Source organism: Marinobacter sp. B-21 (genome assembly GCF_056857895.1).
Genome location: NZ_JBSXNZ010000070.1, coordinates 16305 through 34671, shown reverse-complemented (window position 1 = coordinate 34671; position 18367 = coordinate 16305). Strand labels below are relative to the sequence as shown.

At 58.0% G+C, this 18367-nt stretch carries 13 protein-coding genes; 12 read left to right on the top strand and 1 reads right to left on the bottom strand.

What is annotated here, in order from left to right; genetic code table 11:
- Positions 1-115 precede the first annotated feature (115 nt).
- The 9 genes from AC13C0_RS09340 (at position 116) to rluB (ending at position 11716) form a co-directional block, all read left to right on the top strand.
- Positions 116-2953, top strand: coding sequence for a 2-oxoglutarate dehydrogenase E1 component (locus AC13C0_RS09340; RefSeq protein ID WP_117616951.1), 2838 nt, complete (start codon positions 116-118; stop codon positions 2951-2953).
- Positions 2954-2978: 25 nt separating this feature from the next.
- Positions 2979-4208, top strand: coding sequence for a 2-oxoglutarate dehydrogenase complex dihydrolipoyllysine-residue succinyltransferase (gene odhB, locus AC13C0_RS09335; protein ID WP_482954305.1), 1230 nt, complete (start codon positions 2979-2981; stop codon positions 4206-4208).
- A 35-nt stretch (positions 4209-4243) separates the two neighbouring features.
- A complete protein-coding gene (gene lpdA, locus AC13C0_RS09330) occupies positions 4244-5686 on the top strand; it encodes a dihydrolipoyl dehydrogenase (protein ID WP_117616953.1) in 1443 nt (480 codons plus the stop codon).
- A gap of 36 nt (positions 5687-5722) precedes the next feature.
- Complete coding sequence (gene sucC / locus AC13C0_RS09325) at positions 5723-6889, top strand: ADP-forming succinate--CoA ligase subunit beta (RefSeq protein ID WP_117616954.1); 1167 nt, start codon at positions 5723-5725, stop codon at positions 6887-6889.
- Positions 6889-7761, top strand: a complete 873-nt coding sequence (sucD, locus tag AC13C0_RS09320; RefSeq protein WP_117616955.1) for a succinate--CoA ligase subunit alpha — start codon at positions 6889-6891, stop codon at positions 7759-7761. The genes sucC and sucD overlap by 1 nt, the downstream gene beginning before the upstream one ends.
- A 120-nt stretch (positions 7762-7881) precedes the next feature.
- A complete protein-coding gene (locus tag AC13C0_RS09315; protein ID WP_117616956.1) occupies positions 7882-9096 on the top strand; it encodes a tryptophan--tRNA ligase in 1215 nt (404 codons plus the stop codon).
- A gap of 60 nt (positions 9097-9156) precedes the next feature.
- On the top strand, positions 9157-9990 hold the full coding sequence (locus AC13C0_RS09310) for a segregation and condensation protein A (protein WP_117616957.1): 834 nt from the start codon (positions 9157-9159) through the stop codon (positions 9988-9990).
- A gap of 43 nt (positions 9991-10033) precedes the next feature.
- Entirely contained in the window at positions 10034-10672 is a 639-nt protein-coding gene (gene scpB, locus AC13C0_RS09305) for an SMC-Scp complex subunit ScpB (protein ID WP_117620231.1), read from the top strand.
- A gap of 39 nt (positions 10673-10711) precedes the next feature.
- Positions 10712-11716, top strand: a complete 1005-nt coding sequence (gene rluB / locus AC13C0_RS09300) for a 23S rRNA pseudouridine(2605) synthase RluB (protein WP_117616958.1) — start codon at positions 10712-10714, stop codon at positions 11714-11716.
- A 3-nt stretch (positions 11717-11719) separates the two neighbouring features.
- On the opposite strand, the gene AC13C0_RS09295 is transcribed toward rluB, so the two are convergent.
- Positions 11720-12646, bottom strand: a complete 927-nt coding sequence (locus AC13C0_RS09295; RefSeq protein ID WP_117616959.1) for a GGDEF domain-containing protein — start codon at positions 12644-12646, stop codon at positions 11720-11722.
- 285 nt (positions 12647-12931) lie between these two features.
- Between AC13C0_RS09295 and AC13C0_RS09290 the strand changes: the two genes are divergently transcribed.
- From AC13C0_RS09290 to zipA, 3 genes are all read left to right on the top strand, one after another.
- Positions 12932-13615: a GntR family transcriptional regulator gene (locus tag AC13C0_RS09290; protein WP_117616960.1), complete on the top strand. Its 684-nt coding sequence runs from the start codon at positions 12932-12934 to the stop codon at positions 13613-13615.
- Position 13616: 1 nt separating this feature from the next.
- Positions 13617-17111 carry a chromosome segregation protein SMC gene (gene smc, locus AC13C0_RS09285; RefSeq protein WP_117616961.1) on the top strand — a complete coding sequence of 1165 codons (3495 nt, stop codon included), beginning with the start codon at positions 13617-13619 and terminating at the stop codon, positions 17109-17111.
- 126 nt (positions 17112-17237) lie between these two features.
- Entirely contained in the window at positions 17238-18335 is a 1098-nt protein-coding gene (gene zipA, locus AC13C0_RS09280) for a cell division protein ZipA (RefSeq protein ID WP_117616962.1), read from the top strand.
- Positions 18336-18367: the final 32 nt, after the last annotated feature.

The window sequence follows — 18367 nt, the reverse complement described above, 5'->3', positions numbered from 1 at the left end:
ATCCATGTCGGGTGTGGTGGCCAAAGTCGATCCCGTAAAAACCCGTATTGACTGAGAATTACCCCTGGCCGACCATACCGGGCTCCCCGCACCAGCCCAAGGTGAGCTATTCAAGATGCACGAAAGCATAATGGAGCAGTTATGGCAGACTTCCCACCTGCAGGGTGGTAATCTCGCCTATGTTGAACAGCTTTTTGAAACCTACCTGACAGACCCCAATGCCGTTCCTGAAGAATGGCGAAGCTATTTTGACAAGCTTCCCAGTGTCGATGGCTATCAGGGCCGTGACATTGCGCACTCTTCCATCCGCGAACAGTTTGAACACATCTCTCGCAATCAGCGCTTTCTCACCAGCGGCGGTGTTCCCGCCAGTGCTACGTCCGACGCAGACAAAAAGCAGATTCGTGTTCTCCAGCTGATCAACGCCTTCCGTTTCCGTGGTCATCAGGAAGCAAAGCTGGATCCGCTCGGCGTATGGCAGCGTCCTCAGGTAGAGGATCTGGATCCGTCGTTTCACGAACTTTCGGATTCCGATAACGATCTCGAATTCCATACCGGCTCCCTGAATCTTGGCTCCGAGACCATGAAGCTCGGAGACATCGTTAAGGGGCTGCGTCAGACTTATTGCGAGAGTATCGGCGCGGAATACATGCACGTCGTCGATACCCGCATCAAGCGTTGGTTTCAGCAGCGTATGGAACCGGTTCGCTCACGGCCGGAGTACGAGGCGAAGACCCGCAAGCATATCCTGGAGCGCCTGACCGCCGCCGAGGGTCTGGAGAAATACCTGGGCTCCCGTTATCCGGGCGTGAAGCGTTTTGGCCTTGAAGGTGGCGAGAGTCTGATTCCCTGCCTGGATGAGCTGATCCAGCGTGCAGGCTCATACGGCGCCAAAGAGATTGTTCTTGGTATGGCACACCGTGGCCGCCTGAACGTTCTGGTGAACACCCTCGGCAAAAACCCGAAAGAACTGTTCGACGAGTTTGAAGGCAAGAAGCTGGCTGCTTCCGGTTCCGGTGACGTGAAATACCATCAGGGCTTCTCATCCAACGTGATGACCCCCGGCGGTGAGGTTCACCTTGCCATGGCCTTTAACCCGTCTCACCTGGAGATCGTGTCTCCGGTGGTTGAAGGTTCTGTTCGCGCCCGCCAGACCCGTCGCAATGACAATGAAGGCAGCAAGGTCGTTCCGATCATCATGCACGGCGATGCGGCCTTTGCCGGTCAGGGCGTGGTGATGGAGACTTTCCAGATGTCCCAGACCCGTGGTTTCGGTGTTGGCGGCACCATCCATATCGTCATCAACAACCAGGTCGGCTTCACCACCAGCAAGCAGGAAGACGCGCGGTCTACGGAATACTGTACCGACGTCGCCAAGATGATCCAGGCACCGATCCTGCACGTGAATGCGGACGATCCTGAAGCGGTTATGTTCGTTACCCAGATGGCCATGGATTACCGCAACGAGTTCAAAAACGACGTGGTTATTGATCTGGTGTGCTACCGCCGCCGCGGTCATAACGAAGCGGATGAGCCTGCAGCGACCCAGCCGGTCATGTATGGGAAGATCCGCAAGCTGAAAACGACCCGCAACCTCTATGCTGACCAGCTGATGGAGGCTGGTGTGATCAGCGAGAACGAAGCCAAGCAGATGGAGAACGACTACCGTGATGCGCTGGATAACGGCGAGCACGTGGTCAAGTCGCTGGTCAAGGAGCCCAACAAGGAGCTCTATGTCGACTGGACGCCGTACCTCGGTCACGAGTGGACCGCCAAGTGCAAATCCAGTGTGGCCCTGAAGACGATCCAGAAGCTCGGTAAGAAGCTGACCTCGGTTCCGGAGGGGTTCAGTATCCAGCGTCAGGTTTCCAAGATTGTTTCAGATCGCGAGAAGATGACGGCAGGTGCCTTGCCCATTAACTGGGGTTATGGCGAGGTTATGGCTTATGCAACGCTGATAAACGAGGGCCATCCGATTCGTATTACGGGTCAGGACGTCGGCCGGGGTACGTTCTCCCATCGTCACGCGGTGTTGCATAATCAGAAAGATGGTTCAACGCACATTGCGCTTGAGCAACTGTCCGAAGACCAGCCGAAGTTCGAGCTCTACGACTCACTGCTCTCTGAAGAAGCCGTCATGGCGTTCGAGTACGGCTATTCAACCACCGCGCCGGACGGCCTTGTGGTCTGGGAAGCGCAATTCGGTGACTTTGCCAACGGCGCCCAGGTGGTGATCGACCAGTTCCTGACCAGTGGTGAGCACAAGTGGGGGCGCCTCTGTGGTTTGACCCTGCTGCTGCCGCACGGCTACGAAGGTCAGGGGCCAGAGCACAGTTCGGCACGTCTTGAGCGGTTCCTGCAGCTGTCTGCCGAACACAACATCCAGGTATGTGTGCCGACAACGCCGTCCCAGGTGTTCCACATGCTTCGTCGTCAGGTCAAGCGCCCACTGCGCAAGCCATTGGTCGCAATTACGCCGAAGAGCCTGTTGCGGCACAAGGAAGCTACGTCTGATCTGGATGATCTGACCAGCGGCACCTTCCAGACGGTACTTCCCGAGAAGGAGCCGTCGGACCCGAAGAAAGTGACGCGCCTGATCATGTGCAGCGGCAAGGTGTATTTCGATCTCCTGGAGAAAAAGAAAGCCGCCGAGCGCGACGACGTCGCCATCGTTCGCATCGAGCAGCTCTATCCGTTCCCGGGTGATGATCTTGATGAACTCCTGAGCCATTACAGCAAGCTCAAGCACGTTGTCTGGTGCCAGGAAGAGCCGATGAACCAGGGTGCCTGGTACTGCAGCCAGCATCACATGCGTAATGCCCTGCATCGCAAGAATCCCAAGCTGTACCTTCAGTATGCCGGTCGTGATGCTTCCGCTGCGCCTGCCTGTGGGCATATGTCTGCGCACATTGAAGAGCAGAAGAAACTGGTTAACGACGCGTTTGAAATTTGACGAGCTACCGAACTAAGGATCTGTAATGTCAACTGAGATTAAAGCCCCCGTTTTCCCGGAGTCGGTCGCAGAGGGTACTGTCGCGACCTGGCACAAGCAGCCGGGTGAAGCCTGTTCACGCGACGAACTGATTGTCGATATCGAAACCGACAAGGTCGTTCTTGAAGTTGTAGCGCCTGCTGATGGCGTTATTGAAGAAATTCTCAAGAACGAAGGCGATACCGTTGAAAGCGGTGAAGTCGTCGGCAAGTTCAAGGCAGGCGCAGTGGGCGAATCCAAGCCTGCGGAAAGCAAGAAAGAAGAGAGCAGGGAAGAGGCTCCGAAGGAAGGGGCCAAGAGCGATGCCGCTTCCGGCGATGCCATCCTGAGCCCGGCGGCCCGTAAGCTGGCCGAAGAAAACAACGTTGACCCGAACGCGGTCAAGGGTACCGGCAAAGATGGCCGTGTAACCAAGGAAGACGTTCAGAGCCACGTGGAAAGCGCGAAGTCTTCCAGCGGTGCAGCAGTGCCCAAGCCGGCTGCCGATATGCCAGAGGTGAGTGTGTCCTCCGGCGAACGGCCGGAGAAGCGTGTCCCGATGACCCGCCTGCGTGCCAGCATCGCCAAGCGACTGGTTAACGCGCAGCAGAGCGCTGCCATGCTGACAACCTTCAACGAAGTCAACATGGCACCGATCATGGAGCTGCGCAAGCAATACCAGGACAGCTTCGTCAAACGCCACGGTATCAAGCTGGGCTTCATGTCCTTCTTTACCAAGGCGGCGACCGAAGCCCTGAAGCGCTTCCCTGCGGTAAACGCGTCTATTGACGGTAACGACATGGTTTACCACGGTTATCAGGATATTGGTGTGGCGGTATCCACCGATCGTGGTCTCGTCGTTCCGGTACTTCGCGATTCCGACGCCATGGGTCTGGCCGACATCGAGAAAAAGATTGTCGAGTACGGCACCAAGGCCAAAGAGGGCAAGCTTGCCATTGAGGATATGACTGGCGGAACCTTCACCATTACTAACGGTGGTATTTTCGGTTCCCTGATTTCCACGCCAATCCTGAATCCGCCGCAAACCGCTATTCTGGGTATGCACAAGATTCAGGAGCGTCCGATGGCAGTAAACGGGAAGGTGGAAATCCAGCCAATGATGTATCTGGCGCTTTCCTACGACCACCGTATGATTGATGGCAAGGAAGCAGTTCAGTTCCTTGTTGCGATCAAGGAAATGCTTGAAGACCCGGCACGTATTCTGCTGGACGTCTGAGCCGACACTTAACGAATCGGAAAACGGGATTAATTATGTCTGATAAGTACGACGTCATTGTCATTGGTGCAGGCCCGGGGGGCTACGTGGCCGCCATCAAAGCGGCGCAGCTCGGTCTCAAGACCGCGTGTGTTGAATCCTGGACCGCAGAAGACGGCAAAGCGCAGGTGCTTGGCGGCACCTGTCTGAATGTTGGTTGCATTCCCTCCAAGGCGCTGCTGGAGATTTCTCACAAGTTTGAGGAGGCCAACCACGACTACGAGATGCAGGGCATCATCGCGAAGGATGTCAAAATGGACATCTCGAAGATGATGGAGCGCAAGAGTGGCATCGTTAAGCAGCTGACCGGCGGGATCGCGGGTCTGTTCAAGTCCAACGGTGTGACATCCATCCACGGTCACGGCAAACTGCTGGCAAACCGAAAGGTGGAAGTAACCGACAAAGACGGCAAGGCCAAGACCTACGAAGCCGAAAACGTGATTCTGGCGACCGGCTCCAAGCCGATCCAGATTCCGCCTGCGCCATTTGATGGCGACTACATCGTCGATTCTGAGGGTGCTCTGGAGTTCAGCGAAGTACCCAAGCGTCTTGGTGTTATCGGCGCCGGTGTTATCGGCCTCGAGCTCGGCAGTGTATGGGCCCGTCTGGGTTCTGAAGTAACCGTCCTGGAAGCCCAGGACACCTTCCTGCCGGTGGTGGACCAGCAGGTTGCGAAGGACGCAATGAAGCAGTTCCAGAAACAGGGGCTGAACATTGTCATGGGCGCGCGAATGACTGGCGCGGAAGTGAAGCGCAAGCTGGTGAACGTGACCTATGAGGATTCCAAGGGCAAGCACGAAGCCAAGTTCGATAAGCTGATTGTTGCCGTTGGTCGTCGTCCTTACACCGACAACCTGCTGTCTGAGGATGCCGGTGTCCAGATGGACGAGCGTGGCTTTATCTTCGTGGATGATAACTGCAAAACCGAAGCGCCGGGTGTCTGGGCTATAGGTGACGTGGTTCGTGGCCCGATGCTGGCTCACAAGGCTTCTGAAGAAGGCATTATGGTTGCCGAGCGTATTGCCGGGCACAAGCCTCAGGTCAATTACGACTGCATCCCGAACGTGATCTACACCGCGCCGGAAGTGGCCTGGGTCGGCAAGACTGAAGAGCAGCTCAAGGCCGAAGGTGAGGAATACAACGTGGGTACCTTCCCGTTTGCCGCCAATGGCCGTGCCATGGCTGCAAACTCGGCATCCGGCCTGGTCAAGATCATTGCTGATGCGAAAACCGACCGTATCGTCGGGTTCCATGTGGTTGGTCCCCAGGCTTCAGAGATCGTTGCCCAGGGCGTAATCGCCATGGAATTCGGTTCCAGTGCCGAAGATCTGGCCCTGACCTGCTTCGCACATCCGACTCTGTCCGAGTCCGTGCATGAGGCAGCTCTGGCCGTCGGTGGTGGCGCGATTCATATTGCCAACCGCCGCAAGAAGAAGTAACGCAAACCAGGAATTTTTTAATTCGGGACATTAACTATGAATTTGCATGAATATCAGGGCAAGCAGCTTTTCGCTGAATATGGCCTGCCAGTATCCAAGGGCATTGCCTGTGATACTCCGAAAGAAGCAGTCGACGCAGCCGGTGAAATCGGCGGTGACGCATGGGTGGTCAAGGCTCAGGTGCACGCGGGTGGCCGTGGTAAGGCTGGCGGTGTCAAGCTGGTCAAGAGCAAAGACGAGATCCGTGAGTTTGCCGAGAACTGGCTGGGCAAGAAGCTGGTAACCTATCAGACTGACGAAAATGGCCAGCCGGTCAGCAAGATTCTGGTTGAATCCCTCACTGACATCGACCAGGAACTGTACCTCGGAGCCGTTGTAGACCGTGGCACCCGCCGTATCGTGTTCATGGCCTCCACCGAAGGCGGTGTTGAGATCGAGAAGGTTGCCGAGGAAACCCCCGAGAAGATCCTGAAAGCGGAAATCGATCCGCTGGTCGGCGCGCAGCCTTACCAGGGCCGCGAACTGGCGTTCAAGCTGGGTCTCGAAGGCAAGCAGATCGGACAGTTCACCAAGATTTTCCTGGGTCTGGCCAAGCTGTTTGAAGAGTGCGATCTGGCACTGGTTGAGATCAACCCGCTGGTGATCACGCCGGCCGGTGATCTGCACTGCCTGGACGCCAAGATCGGTGTCGACGGTAACGCGTTGTACCGTCAAAAGAAAATCCACGAGATGCACGATCCTTCCCAGGAAGATTCCCGTGAAGCGGAAGCGGCCAAGTGGGAACTCAACTACGTAGCCCTGGAAGGCAACATCGGTTGTATGGTTAACGGTGCCGGCCTGGCCATGGGTACCATGGACATCATCAAGCTGTCCGGTGGCCAGCCTGCCAACTTCCTGGATGTTGGGGGCGGTGCGACCAAAGAGCGCGTTTCCGAAGCGTTCAAGATCATCCTGTCTGACGACAATGTCCAGGCGGTTCTGGTCAACATCTTCGGTGGTATCGTTCGCTGCGACATGATCGCAGAGGGCATTATCGGTGCCGTCAAGGAAGTGGGCGTTAAGGTTCCTGTGGTGGTTCGCCTTGAAGGCAATAACGCCGAAGTAGGCATCAAGGTACTCGCCGAAAGCGGCCTGAATATCATTGCCGCCACCAGTCTGTCGAATGCGGCAGAGCAAGTCGTTAAAGCCGCAGGGGGTAAATAATGAGCATCCTGATCAACAAAGACACCAAGGTTATCTGTCAGGGCTTTACCGGCGCGCAGGGCACCTTCCACTCAGAGCAGGCGATTGCCTACGGCACAAAGATGGTTGGCGGTGTAAGCCCCGGCAAGGGCGGCACTGAGCATCTGGGACTGCCGGTGTTCAACACCGTGCGTGACGCGGTTGAGAAAACCGGTGCCGAAGCGACCGTTATCTACGTTCCGGCGCCGTTCTGTAAAGACGCCATCATCGAAGCGGCCGATGCCGGTATTCAGCTGATCGTCTGTATCACTGAAGGCATCCCGACCATCGATATGCTGTACGCCAAGGAATATGTGGATCGCAAGGGCGTTCGCATGATTGGTCCCAACTGCCCGGGGGTTATCACTCCGGACGAGTGCAAGATCGGCATCATGCCTGGCCACATCCACAAGAAGGGCAAGGTTGGTATCGTGTCCCGTTCAGGCACCCTGACGTACGAAGCGGTCAAGCAGACCACGGACTTCGGTTACGGTCAGTCCACCTGTATCGGTATCGGTGGTGACCCGATCCCCGGCTCCAACTTCATCGACATCCTGGCGCTGCTTCAGGAAGATCCTGAAACCGAAGCCATTGTGATGATCGGCGAGATCGGCGGTACCGCCGAGGAAGAAGCGGCGGCCTACATCAAGCAGAACGTCACCAAGCCGGTGGTCTCCTACATCGCGGGTGTTACTGCGCCTCCGGGCAAGCGCATGGGCCACGCTGGCGCCATCATCTCCGGTGGTAAGGGTACGGCAGACGAGAAGTTTGCAGCCCTGGAAGACGCCGGTGTGCGCACTGTCCGCAGCCTGGCCGAGATCGGCAAGGCCCTGAAGGAAGTGACTGGCTGGTAAGCTGGCCTTCTTTCAGTAAAAACCCCCGTTTCTGCCCTGCAGAGCGGGGGTTTTTTATTTATAATGCCGGGTCGCCTGAACTATGATGGCGGTTCCGATACCAAATAAGGAGTTCGTGCTTTGAGTTCTGTAGATTCCCAGCAAAGGGTTTTGTCCGGCATGCGTCCGACCGGCAAGCTTCACCTTGGCCACTATCATGGTGTGCTGAAAAACTGGGTGAAACTCCAGCACGAATTCGAGTGCTTCTTTTTTGTGGCAGACTGGCATGCGCTTACCACGAACTACGACGATCCCTCGGGGATTGAGCAGAGTGTGTGGGATATGGTTATTGATTGGCTGGCGGCCGGTGTGAACCCTGGCTCCTCCACCATGTTCATTCAGTCCCAGGTGCCCGAGCATGCTGAATTGCATCTGCTGTTGTCCATGATCACGCCTCTTGGCTGGCTGGAACGTATCCCGACCTTCAAGGACCAGCAGGAGAAGTTGCGGGAAAAAGATCTGGCTACCTACGGTTTCCTGGGTTATCCGCTGCTGCAAAGTGCCGATATCCTGGTGTACCGGGCAGGCAAGGTGCCGGTGGGTGCTGATCAGGTGTCCCATGTTGAGATTACCCGTGAGATTGCCCGTCGGTTCAATCATATCTACGGCCGTGAGCCAGGGTTTGAGGAACAGGCGGAAGGCGCCATCGTCAAGATGGGCAAGAAGAACGCCAAACTGTATCGCGCCCTCAAGAAACGCTATCAGGAAGAGGGCGATATGGAAGCGCTGGAAACCGCCCGCGCTCTGCTGAAAGAGCAGCAGAACATCTCCCTGGGCGATCGTGAGCGCCTGTATGGCTACATCGAAGGTGGTGGCAAGGTGATTCTGCCCGAACCGCAGCCGTTGCTGACGCCAGAATCCAGGTTGCCCGGGCTGGACGGGCAGAAAATGTCCAAGTCCTACAACAACTACATTGGCCTGCGCGAAGAGCCGGACAGTGTTGCCCGGAAGGTCCGCACCATGCAGACGGATCCTCAGCGGGTTCGTCGCACCGACCCGGGCGAGCCCGAGAAGTGCCCTGTCTGGGGTATGCACAAGATCTATTCGGACGCCGACACCCAGGAATGGGTCCAGAATGGCTGCCGGAGCGCCGGTATTGGCTGCCTTGACTGCAAGAAGCCCGTGATCGACGCCATTGTCGAGGAGCAGCGGCCTTTGCACGAGCGTGCGCGTGAGTATGAGGGCAACCCGGATCTGGTCCATTCGATTCTGCAGGAAGGCCGTGAGCACGCCCGTGATGCCGCCCGGGATACCCTTGAGGAAGTCCGGGCGGCCATGGGGCTTCATCACCGCTGAATCCGTACAGGCCGGCCATCCGGTGCTGCACGATGCAGTCCCGGTCCGGAGGGAGAGGTTATGACGGAAGAATCCACTAATCCGGTAACGCCAGAAGGGCAGGAAGCGACACCCGATCCGTCGCCGCTGGCCCGGGTTTCCGGCAAACCGGTGGTGGATCTTCCCAGGGATCTCTACATTCCGCCAGATGCCCTGGCGGTTTTCCTGGAGGCCTTTGAGGGGCCCCTGGATCTTCTGCTTTATCTCATCCGCCGCCAGAACATGAACATTCTGGATATCGACGTCAGCGAGATCACCCGGCAGTACATGGACTACATCGGCGCCGTGGAAGCCATGCGCTTCGAGTTGGCGGCAGAGTACCTGGTGATGGCAGCAACCCTGGCAGAGATCAAGTCCAGAATGCTTCTCCCCAGGCAGGAGAGCGACGATGACGAGGAGGTCGATCCGAGGGCCGAGCTGATTCGCCGGCTGCAGCAGTATGAGCGGTTCAAGCAGGCGGCCGAGGATATTGACGCGTTGCCCCGTCTGGAACGGGATTCCTTTGCCGCCTCTGCGGCTTTGCCGGGAATGCCCTCAAGTCAGCCCCATCCGGATGTGGATCTGAGGGAAATGCTGCTCGCCCTGCAGGGTGTACTGAGGCGGGCGGACCTGTTTACCAGCCACCATGTGGAACGGGAGCGGCTGTCGACCCGCGAGCGTATGTCCGCCATTCTGTCTGCTTTGCAGGATGACCACTTTGTGACGTTCGAAAGCCTGTTCACCGCGGAAGAGGGACGCCTTGGTGTTGTTGTGACGTTCCTGGCCACGCTTGAGCTGGTGAAAGAGCAATTGATTGAGGTTGTGCAGGCCGAGGTCCTGGGGCCGATTCATGTACGCGCCCGGGCGGTCAGTTAGCGTCCTGTTCAAGGCCGAAAGCACGGAAACACGGATAATCATCATGAACGAAGAACATCTGCTGAGAATCCAGGCGATTGCCGAAGCCGCCCTGCTGGCGGCCGGCAAGCCGTTGTCTCTTGACCAGTTGCGGGAGTTGTTTCCTGAACAGGAGCGGCCGGCCCGGCAGGTTATGGAGCACGTCATGGTGCTGCTGGAAAGTGCCTGCGAGGGCCGTGGGTTCGAGCTGAAAAGGGTGGCCAGCGGTTACCGTCTTCAGGTCCGGCAGGAGTATGCACCCTGGGTTGGCCGCCTGTTCGAGGAGAAGCCCCAGCGTTATTCCCGGGCATTGCTGGAAACCCTCGCGCTGATCGCCTATCGGCAACCGGTTACCCGGGGCGAAATTGAAGATATTCGGGGTGTTACGGTAAGCAGCAATATCATTCGTACCCTGCTTGAGCGAGAGTGGGTGCGCGTTGTCGGCCATCGTGATGTTCCCGGCCGGCCGGCCATGTACGCGACCACCAGGCAGTTTCTGGACTATTTCAACCTGACGGGGCTGGATCAGATGCCGCCTCTGTCTGACGTCCGGGATCTCGAAGAAATTGGCCGGGAAATCGAAAAGAACATGCAGGCGGAGATCGAATTTGAGTCGCCCGCCGCGGAGAACGATGACGAGTCTCCGGGTCAGACACTTCACTGATGCCATTCGGGTATCAGTCAGAGACTAAGGATTGATTTCATGGCGGCAGAGCGCCCCGAAAAACCCGCCAGAGCGGCGAAAAACCCAGCTAAACACGCAAAAGACAAGGTTACCCATGAGGGCCCCGAACGCATCCAGAAGCTGCTTGCCAGGGCGGGTATCGGTTCACGCCGGGAAATTGAAGGCTGGATGGAAGCCGGCCGCCTGACGGTAAACGGCCTGGCCGTTGCTCCGGGCCAGAAAGCCACCGTGGAAGACCGTTTTGAACTTGACGGCAAACGTCTCGAGGTTTCCGGCGCCTCGGAAGTGCTGCGTCGTGTGCTGATCTACAACAAGCCCGAAGGCGAAGTAACTACCCGAAAGGATCCGGAGGGCAGGCCGACGGTATTTGATCGCCTGCCAAGGCTGAAGGAACACCGCTGGATTTCCATCGGCCGGCTCGACATCAACACCACCGGTCTGGTGCTTTTCACCACAGACGGAGAGCTTGCTAACCGGCTAATGCATCCCTCCAGCCAGATTGACCGGGAATATGCGGTGCGTATCTTCGGGGAAGTGGACGATGCCATGATTGAGCGCCTGCTTCAGGGTGTTTTGCTCGAAGACGGTATGGCTAAGTTCACCGACCTTTCGCCGGCGGGTGGCAGTGGCATGAATCGCTGGTTCCACGTTACCTTGCTGGAAGGTCGTAACCGGGAAGTCCGTCGTCTCTGGGAATCCCAGGGCGTTCGGGTCAGCCGACTGAAGCGGGTGCGCTACGGACCGGTTTTCCTGCCCAGTCGCCTGACAGTGGGTAAGTGGGAGGAACTCGACCAGAGGGCTGTGGATACCCTCAGCCGCAGCGTCGGGCTCGATACCGTTGATATCCCACAGAAGACGCCGGATGAGAAGGCGGCCCATGATCGCTCGCGCCGGAAGAGTCCGGGGCGATCCGGCAAGAAGACGTCAGGCAACAAATGGGCGGTCAGTGATACCAGGCCGGCCAAACCTGCCGGCCGAGCCTCAAAATCCGATCGGCCGCGGAGCAAAACGCCCCGGAGCTGAGGCTCAGGAAATGGTGGCAAACACCCGGGTGCAGTTCCGGCCCTGGTGTTTGGCGCGGTAAAGGGCCTCGTCGGCCCGCGCCAGCCACTCCTGGGCCGATTCTTTGGGCAGGAAGGTGGCCACCCCGCAGCTGGTTGTTACCCGAAGTTCTTTTTCGCCCCCATCAATCCGAATCGCCGCAATTGCCTCGCGAACCCGTTCGGCTACGTCTTTGGCATCCTGCTCAGCAGTGTGAGGCAGGAGAATGGCAAACTCCTCGCCGCCAAACCGGTAGACGCTGTCGGACGTTCGCACGGCCTTTTCAAGTTCTGCGGCAGTAATCTGGAGAAGATGGTCGCCGACCACATGCCCGTGGGTGTCGTTGACGGCCTTGAAATGGTCCAGATCGCACAGGATGAGTGAGTAGGGCTCACTATGCCGTTCGGATAACAGGCTGGCACGCCGCAAGGCGTCGTCCATTGCACGCTTGTTGGGGATGCCGGTCAGTGAATCAGTCAGGGAGGCCTGTTCTATGGCAATGTACTGGCAAGCATTCCGAATCGGGCAGATGGCGGCACTGAGAATCATCTCGACACCCTCAAGCTCCTGTTCGGAGAACCTCTGCCGGCGGTGCAATACCAGAGTTCCGTAATTCGTTCCCTCAAGTCCCAAACGGTATTCGCAACGGTGGGGGCCGCCCATGCCGGTGGCGTAAATGAAATCCTGGTTTCCGATTCTGTGACGGTAATTGAGCGTGTCGAAGGGCACAATCGCGCCCAGCTCGTCGGCCAGAATCGCAAGCTGCTGTTCCAGGGAAAGTGTGGTAGACAGGCGACGGGTCAGCCTGGTGAGGACATCCGGGGTACTATTCCAATCCTGATGAGCCTGGCGCAGCGCAGCCAGTTTCTGGGGCTGAGAACCCGACTTGTGGATTGACGGTATGTTTTTCACTACAGCTCACTCTGTCGCAGAAGTTTACAGTGTTCTAATTTTCTGCAGAAACCATTCCGGAAGGATAAAAAAGTAACAAAAACAGTTAGTAAGGATGGTGTCCAAGAATTGGGGCCAGGTAGTGGAGCTTAATACACACGCCGTCGTCAAAAAACCGGCAGCGTTTTGCCGCTGCTTCTTCAACGCCTTAGCAAAATATCAGACAAGGGGATGGGGCTGAATAGTGCGTGTGGTAAACTTCTGCGCTTGTAATTGAGCTGTCTGCAGAAGTGAGCGACCAACTTTATGAGGTTTCAGGCCCCGGAAAGTCTATCCGAACAAATTGCCCAGCATCTCGGGCAGCGGATTATCACGCGAGATCTCAAACCCGGAGAGCGCATTCAGGAACTGAAAGTGGCGGGGGAGCTGAATGTCAGTCGTGGTTCGGTCCGCGAGGCGTTGCTCATTCTCGAAAGACGCCACCTGATAGAGATCTTCCCCCGCCGGGGAGCGGTGGTCTCAAGCCTGACCCCCGAAAGCGTTAACAGCCTGTACGATATCTACATTGATTTGTTGTGCATGCTCGGGCGCAAGGTCCTGGAGCGCTGGTCCGGTAAGGAGCTTGGCGGGGTAATGGGGCAGGTGCGCGAACTGCAGGCGGTAATTGACGCCCTGAATGCCACCAGGGCAGATGCGGCCGAGCAGGTGATTGACGCCGGCTTCGGTGTGATGCGCTATGCCTATGGTCTGGTTGAGAACCCGTTTCTTGAGGAAACCCTCGAGAATTTCCGTCCCGCCATCAGTCGCACCTATTTTGTGGCACTCGAACATTTCCGGGATGAAACCGGGGAAACGGCGACCTTCTTCCGGCAACTGGAAGACGCCGCGGTCAGCGACGATGCCGAGCGCTTACAGGCAGTTATCCAGGCATTCGGAGAACATCAGCGACAGCAGGTCCTGACCATTCTCCGACAGGAGGAGAGCGCCTGATATGCGTCTGAAGTCCATCAAACTGTCCGGTTTCAAATCGTTCGTCGATCCGACGACCGTGCCGTTTCCATCGAATATGACCGCCGTCGTCGGGCCTAACGGGTGCGGTAAATCCAACATTATTGACGCGGTCCGTTGGGTGATGGGCGAAAGCTCCGCGAAATACCTGCGCGGCGAGTCCATGACCGACGTGATCTTCAATGGTTCAAGCGCCCGGAAGCCGGTGGGTCAGGCGTCCATTGAGCTGGTGTTTGATAACAGCGACGGCTCCGCCCCCGGTGAATTTGTCCGGTTCAACGAAATTTCAGTTCGCCGCCGGGTGTCCCGTGAAGGCCAGTCCGAATATTTTCTGAACGGTTCCAAGTGTCGGCGCCGGGACATCACTGACCTGTTCCTCGGTACCGGCCTCGGGCCCCGCAGTTATGCCATCATTGAGCAGGGCATGATTTCCCGGCTGATTGAGGCAAAGCCCGAAGAGCTCCGAATCTACATTGAGGAAGCCGCCGGCATCTCCAAGTACAAGGAGCGTCGCCGGGAAACGGAAAACCGGATACGCAGGACCCAGGAGAATCTGGAGCGCCTGACGGATCTGCGTGAAGAACTTGGGCGCCAGCTCCAGCATCTTGAACGCCAGGCAGCTGCAGCGGAAAAGTACAAGGCCTACAAACAGGAAGAGCGCCAGAAAAAGGCCGAGCTGGCAGTTCTCCGCTGGCAATCCCTGGACAACGACCTCCAGACCTGGCGGGGTAAAATCCGCGACACCGAACTCGAGTTGGAGAAGTATCTGACCGAGCGGGTCAGCCTGGAAACGTCGCTGGAATCCCTGCGAGACAGCCACCAGGATCGCACCGAACACTTCAATCGCGCCCAGGCCCGTTATTATGAGGCTGGCGCCGATATTGCCCGTATTGAACAAAGTCTCGAGCACCAAAGGGAGCGCAGCCGCCAGATGGCCACGGAGCTTGATCAGGCCCTGGCGAACCAGCGCGAACTGGCCCGGGAACTGGAACAGGACCAGGACAAGCTGGCCGGTATCCAGGAAGAGCTGGACATGGTGGAGCCTGAACAGGAGGCGCTCACCATACGCTCCGAGGAATCCGGCGAGAAATTGCAGCAGGCCGAAGATGCCATGGGCGACTGGCAGCACAAATGGGAAGATTTCAGCGCTCGCTCCTCGGATGCCCGCCGCCAGGCCGAACTCGCCCAGTCCCGGATCCGGTCCCTCGAGGATGCCATTGAGCAATTGCTGAATCGCCAGCGCAAACTCCAGGATGAACGGGAAGTGCTGGAAGGCCAGATGGACCGGGCTGAGCTGGAAGAATTGCTGGAACAGCAGGAAACCCTGGAGCTGCAACGGGAAGAGGCTGCCGAACGGATCGCCGGAATTCAGGATGAGCTCTATGAAGCCCGCCAGAGCCAGCGTGATGCCGAGCAATCCGTGTCTGAAGAGCGCCAGCGGGTCCAGAGCCTGCGGGCGTCACTGGAATCGCAGCAGGCGCTGCTGGATGAGCAGATGGGGTCCCAGGACGATGTCCTGCAAACCTGGCTGTCAGAGAATTCGTTGAGCGATATGCCCCGTGTTGCCAGCCAGTTGCAGATTGATGATGGCTGGGAGTTTGCGGTTGAGCAGGTGATCGGGCGGTTTACCCAAGGCTTGTGCCTTCCGGGCATCGATCAGCTCTCACTGGCCATGAAGGACGCGCCCAAGGGCCTGGCTCTGGTTGATTCCGGAGTTCCTGCCGGCGACATGACCGCCGGGCTGGCGGAAAAAGTGTCCGGAGTTCCGGCCGTTGCTGCTTTGCTTCGGGGTATTGATGCGATAGAGACTCTCTCCGATGCCATGGGCATGCGATCCGGACTGCAGGATGGCCAGAGTGTGATCACTCCAGAGGGGGTCTGGGTGTCCCGGGACTGGGTACTGATGCCGGATTCAGACGCCGGCCAGGTCGGTGCTATCGAAAGGCAGAAGAAAGTCACGGAACTGACCTCGCAACTGGCGGAGGCCGAGGAAACCCTGGAATCCGCCTGTGAGCACATGGACAGCCTCCAGGAGCGTGCCGAGCGGTCCGAATCGGCCCGGGACGAAGCCCAGGCCCGTCTGAGCGAGGCCGACCGGGAACTGAGTGCCCTGTCATCCCGGGTCAGTGGTCTGCGTGCCCGCGCCGAACAGATTGACGCCCGGCTGCAGCGAATCCGGGAAGATGTCTCGGATATTGCCGGGAATCTTGAAGGCCAGCAGGAGTGCCTGCAGGACGCCCGTGAGGAGTGGCAGCAGGCCCTGGCTTCCACCGAAGACAGCGACGAAGAGAAAGAACGACTGCTTGAGCAGCGGGACAGCCTCCGCGAGAACCTTGACCGTCTTCGTCAGGAAGCCCGGCACGACAGGGATCATGCCCACCAGTTGCAACTCCAGTTGCAGTCACTGCACAGCCAGCGCGAAGGCCTGCGGCAGACCATCGACCGGATGCAGATGCAGAAGGAACGCATTGATGAGCACCTGGAGATTCTGCGGGAATCCCGGGAGAGTGCCGAGGAGCCGATCGAGGATCTGCAGATGCAGCTCGAAGGCCTGCTGGACCGGCGTCTGGCAGAGGAAGAAAAGCTCGGCGCGGCCCGCGACGCGCTTGAGGAGATAGACCGGGAAGTGCGGGAAAAGGAGCAGGGCCGAAGCGGCACCGATCACCGAATCCAGGATGTCCGGTCCCGGCTGGAGAAGCTGAAAATGGAATCCCAGGCCCTCGAAATCCGTTCCGGCAACCACATCGACCAGCTCAGGGAGCTGGATGTTAAGCTGCAGGATATCCTGCAGCAGTTGCCGGAGGGAGCCAGCGAGGAAGACTGGGCGGAGGAGCTCGAACGGATCGGTAACCGGATACAGCGCCTTGGTGCCATCAACCTCGCGGCCATCGAGGAGTACCAGGTCCAGAGCGAACGGAAAAGCTACCTGGATTCCCAGCACGAAGACCTGATGGAAGCGCTGGAAACGCTGGACACCGCCATCCGCAAGATTGACCGGGAGACCCGGCAACGCTTCAAGGAAACCTTTGATCAGGTCAATGGCGGGCTCCAGGCTCTGTTCCCGAAGGTCTTCGGTGGCGGTAACGCCTATCTCGAGCTCACCGGCGAGGATCTGCTGGAGACCGGCGTGGCGATCATGGCACGCCCTCCGGGCAAGAAGAACAGCACCATCCATCTGTTATCCGGTGGCGAAAAGGCACTGACGGCCATCGCCCTGGTGTTCTCCATTTTCCAGCTGAACCCGGCGCCTTTCTGTATGCTGGATGAAGTGGACGCTCCGCTGGATGATGCCAACGTTGGTCGCTATGCCAATATGGTTAAAGAGATGTCGAAACAGGTCCAGTTCATCTACATTACCCACAACAAGATTGCCATGGAAATGGCAGACCAGCTGATGGGTGTGACCATGCATGAGCCGGGCTGTTCGCGGCTGGTATCCGTGGATGTGGACGAGGCCGCAGCCCTGGCGGAGGCCTGAGGCCGGCTGGCTACAAAACCGGCGAGCATGACAAAACGGCCATCTGGCCCGGGTGTGCGTTGTATTCATTACGGGCTTTTCTTAGAGTAACAATGTTACGGGATCTGCAAACAGGACAGCAGCACTATGTCACTTAGGGAATGGTTAATTGCCATCGGTACCCTGGTTATCATCGGCATTGTTATTGACGGAGTCCGCCGCATGCGGCGTGCCCGAAAGGAATCCATGGCGATTTCATCGGGGATGGGCGCAGATGAGCTCAAGGACTCGCCACTGGATGACGAATTCAATCCCGAGTTGCCAAACGGCGGCGCACGGACCATCTCCCGGGATACGCTTGAAGAGCGTGGCTACGTCAAACGTGAGAAATCGAGCCGATTCGGTTCCCCCAAGCCCAAACCGACCCGTCCCGTCACAGCGGCCAGTAACAAATCTCCAGAGCAGGGTGCTGCCCCTGAATCCGGACACGATTTGTCCGACACCGATCTGGACTATGGTCTGTCCAGCCACGAGCCCTTCGACCACGAGTCCGCCGGGATGGAGCCGGATTCCGGCTGGGGTGCCACGGAGGATGAGATTGAGCCGGATGATGAAGTAGTCGGAGAGCCGCGGGTAATCCGGTCGGAACAGCTTTCCGAGCCGGACACGGCCGCCGGTGAGCCCGAAGCCGGACATGACGACACCGGAGCGGTACCGCCGACCGTCACCACGGAAGTGGAAGAAGACACGGCCCGGCGCGAGCCTTCCCGCCCCGACAGTGGCCAGCCTTTGGCGGGAGCCAATCGCCCGGAGGCCCGGGAAGTGGTGGTTATCAATGTGCTTGCCCGTAACGGCGAAGAGTTTAAGGGGCCGGCTCTGAAAAAGCTGTTTGAAGCCTGCGGCCTTGAGCATGGCGACATGGACATTTACCACCGTCATGAACAGTCAGATACCACCAGCCCGGTCCAGTTCAGTGTTGCCAATGCCGTGGAGCCCGGCACGTTCAAACCTCGGGACATGCCGGCACTGGCGACCCCGGGCATCAGTTTCTTCATGAGTATGCCAGGGCCCTCCAACGCGTTGCAGGCCTTTGATTTTATGCTTGAGACCGCCCAATGCGTGGTTCGGAACCTGGGGGGAGAACTGAAGGATGAGCGCCGGAGTGTCATGACCCCGCAAACCATAGAGCACTGCCGCCAACGGATCCGGGAGTTTGAGCGCAAACAGCGCTCCCAACGGACCTGAAGCCAGGCGAAACAAGACTGAGTAATGCCCGG